This window comes from Floricoccus tropicus (assembly GCF_001832905.1).
In the GTDB taxonomy this organism is placed as follows: domain Bacteria; phylum Bacillota; class Bacilli; order Lactobacillales; family Streptococcaceae; genus Floricoccus; species Floricoccus tropicus.
Map to the genome: position 1 here is coordinate 18,931 of NZ_MKIR01000021.1, position 20,446 is coordinate 39,376.

22 protein-coding genes are annotated in these 20,446 nt (G+C 33.6%); 15 read left to right on the plus strand and 7 right to left on the minus strand.

Translation table 11 applies throughout. The features are described from left to right. The first annotated feature begins 2 nt into the window (after positions 1-2). Together ssb and rpsR are read left to right on the plus strand one after the other, a co-directional pair. Positions 3-509, plus strand: coding sequence for a single-stranded DNA-binding protein (gene ssb / locus BG261_RS06370; RefSeq protein WP_070792367.1), 507 nt, complete (start codon positions 3-5; stop codon positions 507-509). A gap of 131 nt (positions 510-640) precedes the next feature. Then, the gene (gene rpsR, locus BG261_RS06375) at positions 641-886 is read left to right on the plus strand and encodes a 30S ribosomal protein S18 (RefSeq protein ID WP_070787010.1); all 246 of its coding nucleotides are present in this window, start codon (positions 641-643) and stop codon (positions 884-886) included. Positions 887-967: 81 nt separating this feature from the next. On the opposite strand, the gene BG261_RS06380 is transcribed toward rpsR, so the two are convergent. Beyond that, positions 968-1,276 (minus strand): DUF960 domain-containing protein, encoded by a 309-nt coding sequence (locus BG261_RS06380; RefSeq protein ID WP_070792369.1) that lies wholly within the window; start codon positions 1,274-1,276, stop codon positions 968-970. Positions 1,277-1,386: 110 nt separating this feature from the next. Here BG261_RS06380 and BG261_RS06385 point away from each other — a divergent pair, with 110 nt between their 5' ends. Beyond that, a complete protein-coding gene (locus BG261_RS06385) occupies positions 1,387-2,070 on the plus strand; it encodes a pseudouridine synthase (RefSeq protein WP_099098645.1) in 684 nt (227 codons plus the stop codon). Here BG261_RS06385 and recX read toward each other — a convergent pair. Further along, positions 2,067-2,861, minus strand: a complete 795-nt coding sequence (gene recX / locus BG261_RS06390; protein WP_070792372.1) for a recombination regulator RecX — start codon at positions 2,859-2,861, stop codon at positions 2,067-2,069. The genes BG261_RS06385 and recX overlap by 4 nt on opposite strands. A 157-nt stretch (positions 2,862-3,018) precedes the next feature. On the opposite strand from recX, the gene BG261_RS06395 reads away from it, so the two are divergent. From BG261_RS06395 to BG261_RS06405, 3 genes are all read left to right on the plus strand, one after another. Beyond that, positions 3,019-3,204, plus strand: coding sequence for a helix-turn-helix transcriptional regulator (locus BG261_RS06395; protein WP_414653946.1), 186 nt, complete (start codon positions 3,019-3,021; stop codon positions 3,202-3,204). Positions 3,205-3,214: 10 nt separating this feature from the next. Continuing rightward, positions 3,215-3,535 (plus strand): hypothetical protein, encoded by a 321-nt coding sequence (locus BG261_RS06400; protein WP_070792375.1) that lies wholly within the window; start codon positions 3,215-3,217, stop codon positions 3,533-3,535. A 402-nt stretch (positions 3,536-3,937) separates the two neighbouring features. Beyond that, on the plus strand, positions 3,938-4,279 hold the full coding sequence (locus tag BG261_RS06405) for a DUF1295 domain-containing protein (RefSeq protein ID WP_070792377.1): 342 nt from the start codon (positions 3,938-3,940) through the stop codon (positions 4,277-4,279). Between the two features lie 80 nt (positions 4,280-4,359). Here BG261_RS06405 and nox read toward each other — a convergent pair whose 3' ends face one another. The 4 genes from nox to BG261_RS06425 all read right to left on the minus strand — a co-directional run bounded on the left by nox (position 4,360) and on the right by BG261_RS06425 (position 8,350). Beyond that, positions 4,360-5,691, minus strand: coding sequence for a H2O-forming NADH oxidase (gene nox / locus BG261_RS06410; protein WP_070792378.1), 1,332 nt, complete (start codon positions 5,689-5,691; stop codon positions 4,360-4,362). A gap of 105 nt (positions 5,692-5,796) precedes the next feature. Further along, complete coding sequence (locus tag BG261_RS06415; protein WP_070792381.1) at positions 5,797-6,861, minus strand: lactonase family protein; 1,065 nt, start codon at positions 6,859-6,861, stop codon at positions 5,797-5,799. A gap of 19 nt (positions 6,862-6,880) precedes the next feature. Further along, a complete protein-coding gene (locus BG261_RS06420; protein WP_070792383.1) occupies positions 6,881-7,495 on the minus strand; it encodes a YczE/YyaS/YitT family protein in 615 nt (204 codons plus the stop codon). A gap of 75 nt (positions 7,496-7,570) precedes the next feature. After that, positions 7,571-8,350 (minus strand): glucose 1-dehydrogenase, encoded by a 780-nt coding sequence (locus tag BG261_RS06425; RefSeq protein WP_070792385.1) that lies wholly within the window; start codon positions 8,348-8,350, stop codon positions 7,571-7,573. Positions 8,351-8,648: 298 nt separating this feature from the next. On the opposite strand from BG261_RS06425, the gene rlmD reads away from it, so the two are divergent. From rlmD to BG261_RS06470, 9 genes are all read left to right on the plus strand, one after another. Beyond that, positions 8,649-10,004 carry a 23S rRNA (uracil(1939)-C(5))-methyltransferase RlmD gene (rlmD, locus tag BG261_RS06430; RefSeq protein WP_070792479.1) on the plus strand — a complete coding sequence of 452 codons (1,356 nt, stop codon included), beginning with the start codon at positions 8,649-8,651 and terminating at the stop codon, positions 10,002-10,004. Positions 10,005-10,113: 109 nt separating this feature from the next. After that, on the plus strand, positions 10,114-10,998 hold the full coding sequence (locus BG261_RS06435) for a DMT family transporter (protein ID WP_070792387.1): 885 nt from the start codon (positions 10,114-10,116) through the stop codon (positions 10,996-10,998). Positions 10,999-11,054: 56 nt separating this feature from the next. Next, positions 11,055-11,573 (plus strand): GNAT family N-acetyltransferase, encoded by a 519-nt coding sequence (locus BG261_RS06440; protein ID WP_070792389.1) that lies wholly within the window; start codon positions 11,055-11,057, stop codon positions 11,571-11,573. A gap of 126 nt (positions 11,574-11,699) precedes the next feature. Beyond that, complete coding sequence (locus BG261_RS06445) at positions 11,700-11,954, plus strand: DUF1912 family protein (protein ID WP_070786996.1); 255 nt, start codon at positions 11,700-11,702, stop codon at positions 11,952-11,954. Between the two features lie 55 nt (positions 11,955-12,009). Beyond that, entirely contained in the window at positions 12,010-12,393 is a 384-nt protein-coding gene (locus BG261_RS06450) for a MepB family protein (protein WP_206598618.1), read from the plus strand. A 19-nt stretch (positions 12,394-12,412) separates the two neighbouring features. Then, a complete protein-coding gene (locus BG261_RS06455; RefSeq protein ID WP_070792391.1) occupies positions 12,413-12,949 on the plus strand; it encodes a ClbS/DfsB family four-helix bundle protein in 537 nt (178 codons plus the stop codon). A 68-nt stretch (positions 12,950-13,017) separates the two neighbouring features. Then, positions 13,018-13,758, plus strand: coding sequence for a hypothetical protein (locus BG261_RS06460; RefSeq protein WP_070792393.1), 741 nt, complete (start codon positions 13,018-13,020; stop codon positions 13,756-13,758). 281 nt (positions 13,759-14,039) lie between these two features. Next, positions 14,040-14,606: a GIY-YIG nuclease family protein gene (locus BG261_RS06465; RefSeq protein WP_070792395.1), complete on the plus strand. Its 567-nt coding sequence runs from the start codon at positions 14,040-14,042 to the stop codon at positions 14,604-14,606. A gap of 12 nt (positions 14,607-14,618) precedes the next feature. After that, complete coding sequence (locus BG261_RS06470; RefSeq protein ID WP_070792397.1) at positions 14,619-17,273, plus strand: valine--tRNA ligase; 2,655 nt, start codon at positions 14,619-14,621, stop codon at positions 17,271-17,273. 184 nt (positions 17,274-17,457) lie between these two features. Here the strand turns inward: BG261_RS06470 and BG261_RS06475 are convergent, their stop codons facing one another. Further along, positions 17,458-19,950, minus strand: coding sequence for an SH3 domain-containing protein (locus BG261_RS06475; RefSeq protein ID WP_070792400.1), 2,493 nt, complete (start codon positions 19,948-19,950; stop codon positions 17,458-17,460). Positions 19,951-20,446: the final 496 nt, after the last annotated feature.

The window sequence follows — 20,446 nt, forward strand, 5'->3', positions numbered from 1 at the left end:
ATATGATTAATAACGTAGTATTGGTAGGGCGTTTGACAAAAGACATCGAGCTTCGTCAAACTGCTAGCGGACAATCAAATACAAGTTTCACCCTTGCGATTACTCGTAATTTCAAGAACCAAAATGGTGAATATGATGCTGACTTTGTTCAAGTAGTAGCTTGGAGACAAACCGCAGAATTTTTAGCTCGTTTCGGTGCTAAAAAAGGTAATCTTCTTGGTGTTACAGGACGAATTCAAACTCGTAATTATGAAAATCAACAAGGACAACGTGTATATGTAACTGAAGTTGTTGCTGATAATGTTACTTTCCTTGAAAGTCGCGCAACTCGCGAAAGTCAAGGTGGTTCAACTGGTGGTGGCTATCAAGCTCCACAAGGAAACAGCAATAATAATTCATACGGTTCATCAACTCAACAAAACAATGTTCCTGATTTCGGACGTAACGACTCTGATCCATTCGGTGGAGGAAGTCCAATCAACATTGATGATGATGATCTACCATTCTAATACCTTATAGTAATATTAGTAATTCTTATGGATTACCAATGTTAATTAAAGGTTCTCATATTTTATATGAGTAGTTGACTATTATAAGAACGTAATTTCAAAATTAAGAAATAATATAAGGAGAAAAAATCATGGCTCAACAACGTCGTGGCGGATTCAAACGCCGTAAAAAAGTTGATTTTATTGCAGCTAATAAAATCGAACATGTAGACTACAAAGATACTGAACTTTTAAAACGTTTCATCAGTGAACGTGGTAAAATTTTACCTCGTCGTGTTACTGGTACTTCAGCTAAAAACCAACGTAAAGTGGTTACAGCTATCAAACGTGCTCGTGTAATGGCTTTACTTCCATTCGTAGCAAACGATGAAAACTAAAAAATAATAAAATAAGAACTAGCCTAGGCTGGTTCTTTTTTCTTATACAAAAAAGCAGCCTTAGCTGCTCCAAAACAATATTTACATTTCACTAGGAAGGATGACTGTTTCTCTTCCCATTCTATCCACAACATGTACTACGCTTGGCCAATCTTTGTCATAAGGAAAGTCGAAATCAAAAGCTATTTTATCGTATGATCCTTCTTGTGAAAAAAGAATTGTAAGGTAACCGTCCTTGTTAATGAGGTCGAAATTAATAATTGGTTCTAAAACAAAAACCCCTTTTAAGTTATTATCAATAATGTACCAAAATGAATCAATGACTTGACCTGGTAATTCAGATGCAATACCAAAGCTAGCATACCTTCCACTTGTATTTGTAAAAGCCATCTTCTCTCACCCCTTTCTTTTTTTAGAAAATTCAATTAGAATGTAATCTAAGAATATATTAAAGAAATTAAAAGGTCAAGGAAAAGAAATTGAGAATAGATGAACTCATAATGAAAAACTTTTTACTAAATAAAAAGGAAACGAAAAAGGCTATCAAAGAAGGGTTAGTAACGGTTGATGGAGGAATCCCTACAAAAATTAGTCAAAATGTGGATAGTTCGGTACAAGAAGTTATCTTTCGTGGGGAAAAAGTAATTTTTTATCCCCATAAATACTATATGCTCCACAAGCCTGTGCAAACAATCAGTGCAAACTCAGATGAAAAGTATGAGACGGTCTTTGATTTACTAGAAAATGTGGATAAGTCGGAATTATATCTGGTTGGTAGACTAGATTTTTGGACAAGTGGACTTCTTTTAATCACAGATAATGGGAAATTGGGGAGAAGTATGCTAAATCCTGAGAGTCATGTGGAGAAAATATATCAAGTTACCACCAAAGAACCACTCGTAGTATCAGATGTGGATAAGTTTGCGCAAGGGCTTTTAATTGATGGTGATGTGTTATTGAAACCTGCTCAGTTAGAAATTACTGACGCCCATCATGCCAATGTAAAAATTTCTGAGGGACGGAACAGACAAGTGAGGAAGATGTTCCTCTCCACAGGGAAGCTTGTAACTGAACTTAAACGTATTAAATTTGGACCACTTGATTTGGATGAGGACTTAGCACCTGGTCAATACAGGGAATTAACTATTAAAGAAGTAGAGTCACTAATACCACACTTTAATTAAAAGTCATATTCTCTAAGTTCCCTATTAATGGTATCAAAGTCAAATCCTTTACGTGCTAATGATTGAATAACTCGCTGTTTGAGATCATATCCGCCATATTTTCGACCATATTTTCTCAGACTTTTTTCTATTTCGCTTTGAATTAAATCACTTTCCTGCTCACTATCTGATTCGAGCTCTAAACTTTCAATTGCAGTTTTTGCAATATCATAAGAAAATCCTTTAGTTACAAGAGATTGATTTATTTTAATTTTAAGCATTTTAAGAGGTAGCTTACTATACTTTTGCATGACTAACTTTTCAGCGATGTTAGTTGCGACATCAACTTGACTTTCTCTTGTATAAGTTTGACTCATAATTTCATCAATTAAGTCGGTTTTTATACCTTTTGTAGAAAGCTTTTGTTTAATTTGATAAGGGCCGTTTGTCTGAGAGTTTATTTTACTGTTGATGAAACTTTCAGTATAAGAAGCATCATCAATATATTTACTAGATTCTAGCTCATCAATTATACGAGCAATTTGGCGGTTATCTATTTCGTGCTCTTGTAAATATTTAATAACTTCAACTTTAGTTCTCATTTTAAAGCTAATATAGTAGATGGCTAAATTTTTTCCACGCGAAAAGTTTGCAAATTCAATGATTTCTTTTAGTTGCTTTTCACTGTATTCAGCAGCTCTAGACATCATATATTTAACTACAGTATCTTCAGTGACATAAATTGTATCATGCTTATCAAATTCGACTTTATATAGTCGTTTTTTCTTTTCTATTGCTGTGATCTTTATCATGTATCTTATTATACGTGAAAAAATTGCAAAAGTAGTCATAGAAATTTATTTTTTATTTATATATAATATTTGACAAAAAGTAACTAAGTCGTTACACTATAAATGTAAACAATTGATTACATTATGAAAGCAGGTCTTTACATTGATAAAAAATAGATTGAAGGTCTTGAGGGCAGAACGCGACTGGACTCAGGCGGACTTGGCAGAAAGGGCAGGCATATCTAGACAGGCAGTAATTTCTATAGAAAAATACAAATATACACCATCACTCGATTTAGCTTTTACCCTAGCAAAAGTATTTGGTGTGGATATAACTGAAGTTTTTGTGCAAGAGGAAGATTAGGAAGGAAAACATGATGGGTTCTTTTACAATTATTAATGCAATTATTACTATATTTAGTGTATGGTCGGTATCTTTTCGTGACAAAAAACGTAAGGAGTACAATAATGATGAACGTTGGAAAACAGTTGAGCAAAAAGCAGCAAGTATATTTAGTTGGTATTTATTATCGATAATGATTTTGGCATTTGTTGCAACAGTACTAATCGATATCCTGAAAATAAGAGATGGCCAACTGTCTTATTCAGAAGTTGCTAGTTTGATTTTCACTCTTACATCAGTTCCAATAGCTCTATACGGACTTGCTTTAAAGTATTATGATTCAAGAATATGAAAGTAGATTAAATGAATAGTTTTGTATTTTGGATAATAGTTAGGATGATTCTTGCTGTTGTTATAGGTTTTCCATTAATATATATTATTTTTAAATATATATATTATTGTAGTGATAAAGAAAATTAATATGGAAACTACGAGCGCTGGATGATTATAGAATTAAAAGCTAGCAATATTATTAGAAGGTATTACGACACATGCTGTTGTACTGGCTGTTTTATCTATCTAGCCTAGATTTTGGTAAGGGCAGTTAGTTTATTAGTTTTTGATAACATTTTACAAAAAGATAGTATTTCTTTGATAGTAATATTTGCGACTCTAGCAACATTTTCAATTATTGTAGAGTATTTTGCTTTAAGATCTATGATAAAAATATGTAAAATAGTAAAGGATAAAAATTATGGATTATGATTTAATACAACTTATCATCAATATTTTACTTTCATTATTATTTATTTGGTATATTATTTACTCAAGAAACAAAGTGAAAGAATATGGAGAAGATGAGAGATGGAAAATAATTAGAGAAAAAGCTGGTAATGTTTCAAGATACTATTATTATTTTGCTTTAGATTTTTTCTTAGTTGTATCATTAGTTTTTACGATATTAAAAAGATTTTACCCAAATTTAAAGACTATAAATATTGATTCTTATAGTGTAATTACGATAATAATAATTGTATTATCTATTGGATTTTTAGTTGATCTCTTTGCCCTTAAATATTTTGATAAAAAAATGTAAAAAAAACTCGTCTAATGGCGAGTTTTAGGTTCTATAAGATAGATAAAGAGCACAATTTAAAATTGTGCTCTTTTATATAATTATTCAGCTTTTAATGCAGCTACAGTAATGTAGTTGTATGGTTGGTTGAAATGTGGTAAGAAGAAGATATCAAGAAGTTTAAGTTTATCAATAGTTAGTTTTTCTTGAATAGCTAAACTGAACATATGGATAGTTCCTGACATATCTTGTCTAGATGCTAATTGAGCACCAACGATACGACGACTTCCTTTTTCATAAACGATTTTGATTTTAACCATTTCATTATTTTCTTTGATGAAAGCAGGTTTTTGTAAATCTTCAAATTCAGTTGAAAGAACTTCAATTCCAAATTTATCAGCAGCTTTAACAGAAAGACCTGTAGAAACTAAATCAAGACCGAAGATTGAAATACCATTTGAACCTTGAACACCGATTGCATCTACAACAGTTCCACCAATGTTGTGACCTGCAACAATTCCTGAACGAACAGCATTAGAAGCAAGAGCGATGTATGTAGTATCTTGAAGTGCATTAGAATAGATAGTAGCACAGTCACCTACAGCGTATACATCTGGGTTACTTGTTTGTTGATGGTTATCTACAAGGTAAGCACCATTTCTGAAAGTTTCAAGGTCATCAGCTCCAAGAGCAGCATTGGCAGTGAAACCAATAGCGTTGATTACCATATCAACATCATAAGAACCTTTGTCAGTTACTAAGCGTTCAACACGTTTGTCACCTTCGTAAGCAGTAGCCAATTCACCAAAGTGAAGCTCAATACCGTTATCTTCAAGGTTTTTATCCATTAATTTAGCGAATTCTTCATCGTAATATGAAGCAAGTGAAGTAGATTCAGCATCAAATAGTAATACATTTTTACCACGACGACGAGCAGCTTCAGCAATTTCAACACCGATGTATCCAGCTCCGATTACAGCAACGGTTTCAACTTCTGGACGGCTCAAATCTTTATCAACTTCTTGACCTTCTTGGAAAAGTTTAAGGAAGTGTAATCCTTCAAGATCTTTACCAGGAATGTTTGGAATAATTGGACGAGAACCAGTAGCAAGGATCAATTTATCATAATCTTCTACGATTTCTTTTCCATCGCGGTCTGTAGCATAAACTTTTTTGCCATTAAAATCAATTTTATCAACAGCAGTTTCCATGTGGATACGTGCGCCTTTATGAATAAACTCTTCTTCGTTAGTATAGAAAAGACCTTCATAACCATCGATTTGACGTCCTACCCAAAGAGCAGTACCACAACCAAGGTAGCTCAAGTTTGAGTTACGGTCGATCATTACAATTTCTTGATCTGGATAGTTATCCAATAGAGTGTTTGCAGCGGCGATACCAGCATGGTTGGTACCAATAATAACTGTTTTCATAGTTAATTATTCCCCTTTATTTTTTAAGATAGTTTTATTTTACACAAAAACATAACTATTAGCAATATTTTAGCTTATAATTTAGAAATTTTGTATCCGTTAACATCATTTATATGACTCGCTTTTCGGAAAGTGCACACATACAACTTCTGGAACAAAAAAGTCATCCTGAATAAGTGATAATTTTCCAGTATTTTGGTCAATTTTAAATAGGTTAAGATAATCACTATATTGGAATCCACAAACTAAAAATTCACCAGTTTCATTTATATTAAAATCACGTGGGAAATTTCCAGTTGTATAAACCCTCTGAATTTCTTTAATATCTTTTCCGCTTTTAGAAACTTCGAAGACTACAATAGAATTTTCACCTCTATTAGAAACATAGAGGTATTTACCATCATTAGAAATTCTTATTGCTGCTGCACTATTAAATTCAACAAAGTCTAGATCAATAGTGAACGTCTTACTAATAGTTCTTAACGTTGCCTCTTTCTTATCATATTCTAAAACGTTAACGGAACAATCTAATTCACCAACCACATATACGTATTTCCCATTTTTACTAAAAACAAGATGTCGAGGTCCAGTCGCAGGCTTGGCATGCCAAATGCTTTTAAGATTCAATTCACCAGATTTTAATACATCATATAGATAAACTCTGTCAGTACCTAAGTCACAGGCGATTAATCTACCATCAGGAGTTAAATTAGCAAAATGGATATGAGGAGCATCCTGATTTTTATGTGGACCAATAGGTTCACTATGATATAAAGATTCGACACTATTTAAATTTTTATCATTTGTGATTTTATAACTATTGAGTTCCCCTTTATGATAATTTGCTCCAAATAGTAGTTGTCTATTTTCATCTATTGAAACATAGCATACCGGAGAACCAGTTTCTAATATTTTATCAACCAATTTATATTTCGAATCGTAAGAAGCGACGCCACCCATTCTTTTATGACCGTTGACAGTGAATATAGAATCTTCTTTATTAGTAACCAAGTATGTTGGATTAGCTTCTTTTATAATCAAAGAAGAATTTGTCAGCTTTCCTTTATTAAGATCTAAATATGCTTCATAAACTCCCTCGCTCAAATTTTTGTCAGAGTAAGTAGGGTCGTCCGTATATGTTCCAAATAAAATTCTTTCTTTTTTTATCATTGCTTTCCTTTCTGATATGCTAGTCTTGCAATTTTTTTATAGGTTTTTGAACTACGGCTGTCCATATTGAAATTAGTGGACCACAGCCAAAGGCGCAGATAATTGTACCTATACCGATTGGACCACCTGCAAAAAAGCCGATAATAACTACTATAATATCCTGAGTTTTTCTAACAGGTGAATAACTTTTGCCAGTCTGTTTACATATAGTAGGGGCCACAGCGTCATACGGTGATTCTCCTTGATTTGTTGCCATGTATACAGCACAACCTAGTGTAAATAGAGCAATGCCTGCTACTAATGAAATTACTTGTAGCAATATTGAATGAGACATTGTTTGTGAGTATGGTTTAAAGATGGCTGAGAATAATTGAATAAAGTATCCAACAAGTAACATATTAAGAATTGTTCCTAAACCAATAGCAGCTTTATCATATTTATAAACATATAATAGAATTAAAACGTTGACGATGATTTGGAAAACACTCAAACTTAGGCCAACATGATTTGACAGACCTATATTCATTGCCGTAAATGGATCTACACCAAGTCCAGCTGACCTTAATATACTGGAACCAATTGACATGATGATTAAGCCAATAAGAATTATTATTACATTTTTAACTATTTTCATAAATTACCTCCATTTTATTTATGAAAAAACCAGAGGGTACTATGACCCACTGGTTAACTATGTTGATTGCTATTATCAACCTGCACCATATTGGAATGAAGGGTATAGAGTCATTCCTCCATCAACGAATAGAGTAGTACCAGTTATATAAGAAGCTTCATCTGAAGCTAAGAAAGCTGCAGCATTAGCGATATCTTGAGGTTTACCAATTGTTCCCATTGGAACCATGCTTTCAGTTTGAGCTAGCTGTTTAGGATCTGAAAACTTTTTAGCGTTGATAGGAGTATTGATTGCTCCTGGAGCTATACAGTTTGCGCGAATACCTTGATCAGCATATTCAAGGGCAATTGTTTTAGTAAACATTTCAGTTGCACCTTTACTTGCAGCATAGTGAGCGAAAGTAGGCCATGGAATTTGTTGGTGAACTGAAGACATGTTGATGATAGTTCCTTTTTTCTTATTAGCTGTGAAATGTTTCAAAGCTTCACGAGAACCAAGGAATACACCGTCAAGGTTAACGGCAAGAACATTCTTCCAATCTTCAAAAGGCATTTCAGCTGTATGACATGCTTTTTCAATTCCTGCATTATTTACCCAAACATCGATAGTTCCAAAAGTATCAATTGCAGTCTGAGCAAGGCCTTCTACTTGTTTTTCGTCAGAAACATCGGCCTCTACAAATTTTACTCTATCTGGATGTTTTTTTTCAGCATCAGCTAGTTCGTCAGGAAGTGTACCAACGTAATCACCGACTACATTCATTCCTTCAAGTATATATCTCAATGAGATTGCAAGTCCTAAACCTGTTGCAGCTCCAGTGATTACAGCCACTTTACCATGTAATTCTCCGTACATTTAAATTCCTCCTTTTAATTTTGTATTAAGTTAGTTACGACATTAGATAAAATTCCCCATAAGTTTTCTAACAACCACCTCCTCATTAATATGGTTTCATAATATAACAATTTTCAAAAAAATGCACATATTTACTGTGCATAGTAAATATTGTATATTTATTATTATTTTTGTTACTATTGAGTATTTACGGCTATTTTAAATTATATTAATAGATTGTGAATGTTTTTATAAAATAACTTTAGAGGTCGTGCATGCATTTGAAACTTTTTTAAGTATTAAATGTTATAATAGTTCTATGGTATATTTAAAAGTAGGACAAAAAATCCCCCTTAAAATTAAAAAGATGGGGATAAATGGCGAAGGTATTGGTAATTTTAAAGGACAAACTGTATTTGTAAAAGGGGCACTCCCTAAGGAAGAAGTTTATTCTGTTATTACTAAAGCTCAAGGTCGTTATGTAGAAGCAGAAATTGTAAATATTAATAAAAAATCACGTCAAAGAGTAGACCCAGCATGCAAGTACTACGAAGAATGCGGAGGTTGCCAGATTATGCACCTTGAATATCCAGCTCAGTTGGAATTTAAGCGGGATATTCTTAAACAATCCCTTCAAAAGTTCAAACCAGAAGGTTTTTCGGATTATGAGTTGAGACCAACGATGGGTATGAAGGAACCTTGGCATTATCGTAATAAGCTACAGTTTCAAACTCGTCAATTCAAAGACAAGGTGAACGTCGGTCTGTATGCTGAAAACTCTCACCGTTTAATTGATATAAAAGACTGTCTAGTTCAAGACCAATTAACTCAATCGATAATCAATACTATTCGTAACTTGATTTCTAAATATAAACTTCCTTTATTTGATGAAAGGAGAAATCAGGGTCTAAGGACAGTTATGGTCCGTCATGCTATGAAATCAGACCAAGTTCAGTTAGTTTTTATCTCGAGTAAAAATATTAATTTAGACCGAATATCTAAGGATTTAGTAGCAGAATATCCGCAAATCAAGACAATTGCTCTTAATATTAATACGAAAAAATCGTCAGAAATTTATGGACAACATACTGAAATTATTTGGGGGCAAGAGGCCATTAATGAAGAAGTATTAGGTTATGAATTTTCTCTCAGCCCACGCGCCTTTTATCAACTTAATAGTATGCAGACAAATGTCCTTTATCAAGAAGCGATAAACGCACTTGATGTATCAGAAAATGACAATATCATAGACGCATATTGTGGAGTAGGAACAATTGGCTTAGCTTTTGCTTCAAAAGTGAAATCAGTTCGTGGAATGGATGTAATTGCTCAAGGGATTGATGATGCTAAGAAAAACGCAGAAATTCTAGGTTTTGATAACACTCATTACGAGGTTGGGCAAGCTGAGGATGTTATTCCTAAGTGGTATAAAGAAGGATATAGGGCAGATGCTATAATTGTTGATCCGCCTAGAACTGGATTAGATGATAAGTTACTGGATTTAATTGTGGAGTACAAACCAGAAAAAATGGTTTATGTATCATGTAATGTATCAACACTGGCACGTGACCTAGTTAAATTGGCTCAAGTATACAATGTGGAATACTTGCAGTCAGTTGATATGTTCCCGCAAACAGCTCGAACAGAATGTGTAGTTAAATTAACAAGAAAATAGAATTTTGAGACCGAACATTTCGGTCTTTTTTGTACAGGAAATAAACACTAAGGGTCTAGTTAATAAAGTATTTTTGTATTATAGTTATAACAATTATAAGGAGATACGTATGGGAACAAAGAATAAAGGTATATTTTTAGCACTCTTAGCTTGCAGTTTATGGGCTATATCAGGAATTTCAGGTCAGATACTGTTTGAAGATTATAGCTTTACTGCCAGTTGGGTAGTCACAGCGAGAACTGTAATATCAGGAATTTTGTTACTTCTTAGTGCAAAATTTATTTTTAAGGAAAATATATTTGAGATTTTCAAAAACAAGAGGGATTTAATGGATATTATTATTTTCTCTTTTGCTGGAATGTTCATGCTCCAATTTGCCTTTTTTAAAACCATTGAACTTAGTAATTCAGCACTAGCTACTATTCTTCAATATACCTGTCCATTTTTCATAATTATTTATGAAGCCATTAAAAATAAAAAGATGCCTTCGGCTAAAACATTTGTTCTCTTATTTGCGACAAGTATTGGCGTTCTTTTAATAGTAACAAAAGGAAATATATCAAATCTTATAACGTCTTTTCCACCATTATTCTGGGGGATCATGACAGCCATAAGCCTTGCAATTTATAGCATTCAACCACAAAGGATTTTAAAAAAATATAGCACTATCTTAGTTGTTGGCTGGGGAATGATAATAGCAGGGATACCAGCAAATATTGTTCATCCATTATGGAAACCAACAGGAGTTTTCAACTTTATCACAATAGGACATTTAACAGTTGTAATCATTCTCGGCACACTTTTCGCCTATCTGGTATATCTTTCAAGCGTGAAATACATCAGCCCAGCACTAGCGGGAGTGTTAACTGCCTGGGAGCCCATCCTTTCAAACATCTTATCAATTTTTGTCTTTAGTCATAGACTGACTTACATTGAGATAATCGGCTTTATTCTAGTAATCGTCTCAATTGCTTTTCTCCAAAAGGATATTTAGTTCTTTGAGAAAAAAGAGAGACTTTGTTATACTTATTGCAAGGTGGAAATTAGATTATGACAGTTTACATTAGACAAGCAAAATTAGATGATTTAGCAGAAATCATGAAAATCATAGCATCTGCTAAAGGCTATCTTGCTCAGCAAAAAATCGACCAGTGGCAAAATGAGTATCCAGCAGTTTCTGATATTGAAGATGATATCAGAAGTTCTGAAAAGAAAGCCTGTGTACTCGTGGTAAATGGGAAAATTGCAGGTTATGCCGTTATAATGACGAGTGTCGAACCAGCTTACCAGATGATAACTGATGGCAAGTGGCAAGGAAGTGATGAAGAAGAAAATTACGTGACCATCCATCGTATGGCTTTGTCTACTGAATTTAGGGGACTTGGGTTAGCAAATATCTTTTGGTCAAATATATTGAGTAGCATGAGAATGCAAGGATTTACTGATTTTCGTGTAGATACTCATCCCGAGAACAAGGTTATGCGTGGAGTACTTGAAAAACAAGGCTTTGAATACCAAGGAAACGTGATGTTTGAGGGACTACGATATGCCTATCAACTAATATTATAGCCACTTAAAAATAGATTAATACATCGTTGACTCATCTCGATGAACGCTAGTTCTATCATCGATTCGTCGCCTTGTCTTATTTCTATTTTAATCAACTATAAAATAAAATAAAGAAGGAAGATAAATATGACTTACGAACAAGAATTTTTAAAGGATTTTGAAGAATGGCTTAGCACACAGGTTATGGTTAATGAGATGGCCATGGGTGAAGCGCAAAAAGTAGCAGACGAAGACGATGATGCGCGTGCAGTGGACGCCGTTATTCGTTATGAAAGTAGACTAGATGCATATAAATATCTACTAGGAAAATTCGACAATTATAAAGCACAAAAAGGATTTCACGACCTACCTGAGGGATTATTTGGACAAAGAGAATATTAAGATATCAAAATCCATACTTTCATCTTATTTCAAGCACGATTTCTCAGGTGATGATTTGATTATTGAAAAATATAACCAAGAGTACGCAGCACTTTCATGTAATTCTTTAAGTTTTAGAAGTAGATTGGCTAAGAAAACTCCAACTAAAAAAGGATATTTTCTTGCAATTTGGAAAAAGGATGAAGATAATAATAACCGTCCATTCAATAAAGAAGAAAGCCCAGAATTCTTATTTGTGATTATTAAAGATGAAAACAAAGAAGGTATTTTTAAGTTTCCCAAAGATGTTCTTGTCAGCAAAGGTATAATATCTGATGCTAAACGTGGGAAAATGGCATTTAGAGTTTATCCAGCTTGGGAAGTTGGCCTTAATACAATAGCTCGTAAAACGCAGGAATGGCAAGTTAAATATTTTGAGCATTTGACTACTAACTATTAGAGTAGAGGAACTAAAAAGTATGAAATCATATGATAGTAAGCAGGAGTTGATAGACGCAATACATGCTAGCTATGGAAAATATATAGAAGAATTTAAGGCTATCCCTGAAGATATGAAAGATATTCGAATTGACGGAGTAGATAAGACACCTGCTGAAAATTTAGCCTATCAGCTGGGATGGATAAATCTATTATTATCGTGGGAAAAAGATGAAATATCAGGGATAAAGGTTGTTACTCCAACAGCTGACTACAAGTGGAATAATCTTGGAGGCTTATATCAATCATTCTATGAAAACTATGCTCAATTTTCTCTTAAGGAACGAATAGATTTATTAACTGGGAAAGTAGATGAATTATGTGATTGGCTTGAAAGCTTATCAAATGAAGAACTTTTTGAACCTGAGAAGCGCAATTGGGCTACGACGGCTGCCATGTGGCCAATATGGAAATGGGCACATATAAACTCTGTAGCTCCGTTTACAAATTTTCGTACTAAAATTCGAAAATGGAAAAAATTAGCAATGATTGGTAAGAAGAGTGATTTAATAAAATAGCTTCTTATTAACTAACACAAAAATGGCAAGTTAAATATTTTGAGGTTTTGACTACACAAGAGATTTTTTTGAAGCAAATTCATCTTCAAAATGAAAGGGATATTATGATCTTAGCGACTATAATCAATGATCCACATAAGAAGTTACTTGATGATATTGAATTGTTTTCTCAAAAATTAAATGATATATTTTCTGAAATATATCTTTGTATTAGTGATTTTACCGATTTATCTGTAATTCATCTCTGTGAGGAGATGTTTTTCAATACGAAAGTCATTGAACGTAAAGGTGCAGCGCATGCAAGAAGAAGTGTGCTTAATTTTGTGGCTGAACTTGATAGTTCAGAAGATATTATGTATTGTGACTTTGATAGAGTGCTTACTTGGATTAAGATGTTTCCAGAAGAGTTAGAAGTAATAACAAATAAAAAATTAAATAGTGACTATGTAGTATTAGGGAGAACAAAAGAGGCATTTGAAAGTCATCCAGAGTCTTGGCAAGCTACAGAAGCTATCACTAATAAAATTTCATCAAAATATTTTGGAATAAATGATTTAGATATAACGGCTGGAGCTTCTATTATGAGTGCATATGCTGCGAGTATGATTGCACACAAGTCTTCACACTCACATACAGATTGTGAGTGGCCTTACCTTGTGAAAAAGGCAGGCTATTTGATTGGTTCAAAGAAAGTTAACGGTCTTCTATACATGGATATTAATAGTGTGAATTTTCCTGAAGAGGAAGCGAAAGAATATTTCTCTAGACTTGAGTTATCCCAAAAAATCTTATCAGTACTCTTCAAATAAATTTAATTTGAAAAATTCTTTTAAATCTGCTAGACTAGTAACAATCAAGAGGAGTAGTTTACGGGAGATCTGAGAGAGGAACTGGTTGCTGAAAAGTTCTATCAAAGGTAAATGAAGGTTGCTTGTGATTAAATTAAAATAATAAAATTGAGTGGTGATTACTTGTTCATGTAAAGGACATAATCACAATACAGGTGGTACCGTGCGTGAAGCACCCTGACTATATTTTATATATAGTTGGGGTGCTTTTCTTTATTATTTTATTGTAATAAGAAGGTAAAATGACAAGAATGAAACAATACGCAGAAGACTATCTTAATAGCTCAGATGCTAGTAATTACAGCTACAACTCTGAAGATTTATATTTAGCAGTTTATGGATATGAATCTGAATTATCAAAAAAGCTTAAAAACTTACACGGCATTTATATGCTTGAATTTATAGATGGTGGTAGATATATAGGTTCTGCTTTTCATGAAGAAGGAATGTATAATCGCATTAAAACTTACATGAAGTATTCAGCAGGATCTGGCAATCCACTTGGAAATCAAGCTAGAAAAGATGCTCTTCCCAAAAGTATTCAAGATAAATTTGCTACGGATAGAGAAAGTTTTCTAACCGATGATGAAGATTATCTAACTTTTCATATTCTACACACTGTAGAAGCTATACAGGATGAACAAAAATATGGAATATTTGATGGGGATTCAGAAATTTTATCTGATATGCTTGAGTTTGTAGGAGATGATGGCTTTACTTTTTACCGAAATCTCAATGACAATCAAGCAGAAGAGAAGTATTTTAAAGAACTTTTTGATACTAAAATTAATGGATTAAACCTAAACTAAAAGGAGAAATATATGACTGAACTTTCGACAAAATTCAATCCTGCTGAAGTTGAAGCAGGGCGTTATGAAAAATGGTTAGAAGCTGATGTTTTTAAACCATCAGGCGATGTAAATGCTGAACCTTATAGCATTGTTATTCCACCACCAAATGTTACAGGTAAGCTTCACTTAGGACATGCTTGGGATACAACTTTACAAGATATGATTATCCGTCAAAAACGTATGCAAGGTTTTGATACTTTATGGTTACCAGGTATGGACCATGCGGGTATTGCTACTCAAGCTAAGGTTGAGGAACGTTTGCGTGAACAAGGTATAACTCGTTATGACCTTGGACGTGAAAAATTCATCGAAAAAGTTTGGGAATGGAAGGATGAATATGCTTCTACCATCAAAGAACAATGGGGTAAACTAGGACTTTCACTCGACTATTCTCGTGAACGCTTTACTCTTGATGCAGGGCTTTCGGAGGCTGTTCGTAAGGTATTCGTTGACCTTTATAATAAAGGATTAATTTACCGTGCCGAGTACATTATCAACTGGGATCCTGCTGCTCGTACTGCTCTAAGCGATATCGAAGTAATACACAAGGATGTTGAAGGTGCTTTCTATCATATGACCTATGACCTTGAAAATGGTCAAGGAACTCTGGAAGTAGCAACTACTCGTCCTGAAACAATGTTTGGTGATACTGCAGTGGCAGTTAACCCAGAAGATCCTCGTTATAAAGATCTTATCGGACAAAATGTAATTCTACCTTTAGTGAATAAAGCTATTCCGATTGTAGGAGATGAACATGCTGATCCTGAATTTGGAACAGGTGTCGTAAAAATTACACCAGCTCATGATCCAAATGACTTTGAGGTTGGTCGTCGTCATGATTTACCTCAAGTAAATGTTATGAATGCTGACGGTACTATGAATGAGCTTGCAGGTGATTTTGCTGGTATGGATAGATTTGCTGCTCGTAAGGCAGTAGTAAAAGCCCTTGAGGAAAAAGGACATTTAGTTAAAGTTGAGCCAATGGTCCACAGTGTAGGACATTCAGAACGTACGGGTGTTCCAGTAGAACCAAGACTTTCTACTCAATGGTTTGTTAAGATGGAAGAGCTATCTAAGAAGGCTATTGAAAATCAAGCAACTGAAGATAGAGTTAACTTCTTCCCAGATAGATTTAATGATACATTTATCCAATGGATGGAAAATGTACACGATTGGGTAATTTCTCGTCAGTTATGGTGGGGTCATCAAATTCCAGCATGGTACCACAATGAAACTGGAGAAATGTATGTTGGTATGGACGCACCAGCAGATGCTGAAAATTGGACTCAAGATGAAGATGTACTAGATACTTGGTTCTCAAGTGCACTATGGCCATTTTCTACTATGGGTTGGCCTGATACAGAAGCAAAGGACTTCAAACGTTACTATCCAACGAACACTCTTGTTACAGGATATGATATTATCTTCTTCTGGGTAAGTCGTATGATTTTCCAAGCCTTAGAATTTACGGATGAAAGACCATTTAAAGATGTCTTAATGCATGGACTAATTCGTGACGAGAGTGGTCGTAAAATGTCTAAATCACTCGGTAATGGAATTGATCCAATGGATGTCATTGAAAAATATGGTGCAGATGCCCTTCGTTGGTTCCTATCTAACGGATCAGCACCTGGCCAAGACGTTCGTTTCTCTTATGAAAAAATGGATGCTTCATGGAACTTCATCAATAAGATTTGGAACGTAAGCCGTTACATCATAATGAATAATGAAGGCTTAACACTTGAAGATATTCAAGCTAATCTTGAAAAAGTGGCTAATAAAGAAGCTGGAAATGTAACTGACCGTTGGATTTTAACTCGCTTAAATGAAACGATTGAACGTGTTACAGAAAACTTTGATAAGTTTGAGTTTGGTGAAGCAGGGCGTGCTCTTTATAACTTCATCTGGGATGAATTTGCTGACTGGTATATCGAACTTACAAAAGAAGTTCTTTACGGCGAAGATGAGACTGAAAAAGAGGTTACTCGTTCAGTTCTAACTCATGTTTTAGACCAGATTTTACGTTTATTACATCCAATTATGCCATTCGTAACTGAAGAAATTTTTGAAAATATTCCGCATACTGAGGAAACGCTTGTTACAGCAAAATATCCACAAGTTCGTTCTGAATTTGATGATGCTCAAGCTGCACAAGGTGTCGAAGTACTTAAGGAAGTTATCAGAAGTGTACGTAATTCACGCGCTGAAGTTAATGTAGCACCAAGTAAGGCGATTACTATTTTAATCAAAACAAAAACTCCTGAAATTGAAGAGTTCTTCAAAGCTAATGAAAATTACCTAAGAAGATTTACAAATCCAGAAGTTTTAGAAATTAGCTCAGATGTGGATGCGCCTGCACAAGCGATGAGTGCTGTCATAACAGATGCAGAAATCTATCTACCACTTGCGGATCTTATCAATGTTGAGGATGAAATAGCTCGTCTTAACAAAGAACTGGCTAAATGGCAAAAAGAACTAGATATGGTTGGTAAAAAATTAGCTAACGAAAAATTTGTAGCTAATGCTAAACCAGAAGTAGTTGAAAAAGAAAAAGAAAAACAAGCTGACTATCAAGAAAAATTCAATGCGACAAAAGAACGTATCGAACAATTAGAAAGCTTATAGTATACGTAAAAACTCCATTTTATATTACTTTAAATGGGATTTTATAATATTTATATTACGAGGTTAAGTAAGGCTTTGATTTCAGTATAAATAATTATAATAAAAAAAAAAACTTTATGTGCGCAAATTAATTTCGCCACTTAAAGCCTTTTTTTAATACTTGATGGAGAGTTAGATAATACTATTATCTGTATCCACCACCAGGCACTCCAAGATACTCTTCTAGAGTTTTACCTGAGTTATAAATACTTGTTGCCTTGTTTCCAACATATCTAACATGCCATGGTTCATATTGATAACCAGTGATTGAATCTTTTCCTTCAGGAAAACGAACGATGAACCCATACTTATGAGCATTTTGAGCAATCCAGTTAGATTCCCTAGCACTCACAATTAATGAACCATCACTACGAAGTAAATCAAAGGCTAAACCAGTTTGATGTTCTGAAAATCCAGGACGAGCTGAATATGTATCGGCAGCGGCTTTACCATCTCTATTTACATAACTTTGGTATAGTTGAGCTTGTGTTGCATAGCTACGATAACCACTGTATGAATTTGAAACGTCCATTCCACTTGCTCTCATAGCTGAAATTAATTTTCTAAGATTAGCTATAGCCTCTGAATTTTCACCAGGTGCATAAGTGGAAGGAATTGAATTCTTTTTATTTACTATCAAGATACCATTTACTATGGTCATTCCTTTATTTTGATTGTTATTTCCACTAGAATCGGTAGTTATTTGAACATAGCGTCTTGCCCCGCTTCCAGCAATATAACTTATCCACTTAACACCGTCGTTTGTCACTATATTATCATAAACTACTGTCATCCCTTTATCATAGAATGCAAGATCGGGACTAGATTTTTTAGGTTCATTTTTAACACCAGTCCTTGTAGTAAATGTATATGTTCCACTTTCTGGAACTAATTTCCATGTGTCGTTAGGCTTAGAACCTTCTTTTGGTAATTGAAGATCTTGTTCTAAAATACAAGTATTGAGATTTCCATCCTTATATTCTACTTTATAAGAATAATTAGAATGACTCATATTATCCACATTAACTTCTTTAACGGTACCAACCCAACCTCTGCGTGCTGAAATATTGTTACCATCTGATTCATAACGCGCACCATTACCAAGTTGAACATTATCGCCTACTTGGTATTTAGGAGATTTTGTTGGTTTTTGAATATCTTGTTCTAAAACGTAATTATTTTGAAGTGTAGCACTACCACTACTAAAGACTATTTTATAAGAGTAGTTAGAGTGACTCTTTTTATCAACTCTGACTTCTTTAATTGTACCAATCCAACCTTGACGTTCTGATATATTGTTACCGTTTGATTCATAACGCGCACCACTACCAAGTTGAACAGTGTCACCTACTTTATATTTAGCATCTGAGGAATTAGAATCTGGTTTTGGTAATTGAAGATCTTGTTCCAAAATACAAGTATTGAGATTTCCATTCTTATATTCAACTTTATAAGAATAATTAGAATGACTCATATTATCTACATTAACTTCTTTAACGGTACCAATCCAACCTCTGCGTGCTGAAATATTGTTACCATCTGATTCATAACGCGCACCATTACCAAGTTGAACATTATCGCCTACTTGGTATTTAGGAGATTTTGTTGGTTTTTGAATATCTTGTTCTAAAACGTAATTATTTTGAAGTGTAGCACTACCACTACTAAAGACTATTTTATAAGAGTAGTTAGAGTGACTCTTTTTATCAACTCTGACTTCTTTAATTGTACCAATCCAACCTTGACGTTCTGATATATTGTTACCGTTTGATTCATATCGCGCACCACTACCAAGTTGAACAATGTCACCTACTTTATATTTAGCATCCGCAGCCTGTTCGTTGTTTTGGCTAATTTGTACATATCTCCTTGCACCGCTTGAAGCTATGTAGCTAATCCAGTCAGCACCATCGTAAGTTACTTTATTATCATAATTAACAGTCATACCTTTTTCATATGTTGCAACAGTAGAACTAGATTTCTTTGGTTCAGACTTTATAGGACAAGAGAAAGTGAATTTATATGTCCCGTTCTCAGGAACTAATTTCCATTCATTATCAGGTTTAGGTTCGGGTTTTTGTTCATCTATTTGGACATAATATCTGTTTCCACCAAAGGAAACATAGCTTATCCAAGTTTGACCATCAATTGAAACCTTACTATCATAATTGACGCTCATTCCTTTATCAAAATAGGTAATTATTTTACCATTTTTAGTTGGTGAATCTTTGATTATACACTTATTTTTGAAAACATATTTTCCTTGTTCAGGGACTCTCGTCCATGCATCCATTGCTAGAGATGGCTTTATATTTTCTTCAACGTTATAAGTTGAAGTTAATGCATCCTTTCTAATATCATCATCAGATAACACATCCTTATTATCTTTAGGTTCCTTATCAGAATTTTGAATGGCATTAGTAGATGAATTTTTTATTTCTGATGGATTATCTTCATTTTTAGTTGATATTTCATTTTCGTCTTTGAGCTTATCATCAATTGAGTTGACAGTTTGATTTTGACTATTACTTGTCTCAGCACTAGCAATAATTGTAAAAGCATCTTGGCTCTTGTCGATACCGATAGCTAGACTTAAAACTGCTCCACTTAGTAATAAGTACTTACTTACTTTTTTCATTCTTATTTCCTCTCAAGCTTTCATTCTATAATTGAATATTAGCACTCATTTAGTTTTATGTCAATAATATTACATAAAAGTTTTTTAAGTGTCTAATATTTCAATTTTGTTTCATTGTTTAAGTGTAATTGATAACACTATAGGTTTTTGTATTGACTCTACCTTACACAATTATTAAATAAAATATATAAATAAATTTTACTATTCTTATAAGTAAAAATAGTATAATATCTTAAAAGGTACGATTTTCAGCTTAAACGTTAGATTATTTATTATAAAATATGACCTATTTGTTTAATTTGAACTAATTAACAGTATTATATAGAAAAAAGATCATATATAAAGAATAGGAAATTTTAGATGGTATATTTCAGCAGAAGTGCAAATCCAATATTAAACCAGAAGTAGTTGAAAAAGAAAAAGAAAAACAAGCTGACTATCAAGAAAAATTCAATGCGACAAAAGAACGTATTGAACAATTAGAAAGCTTATAATT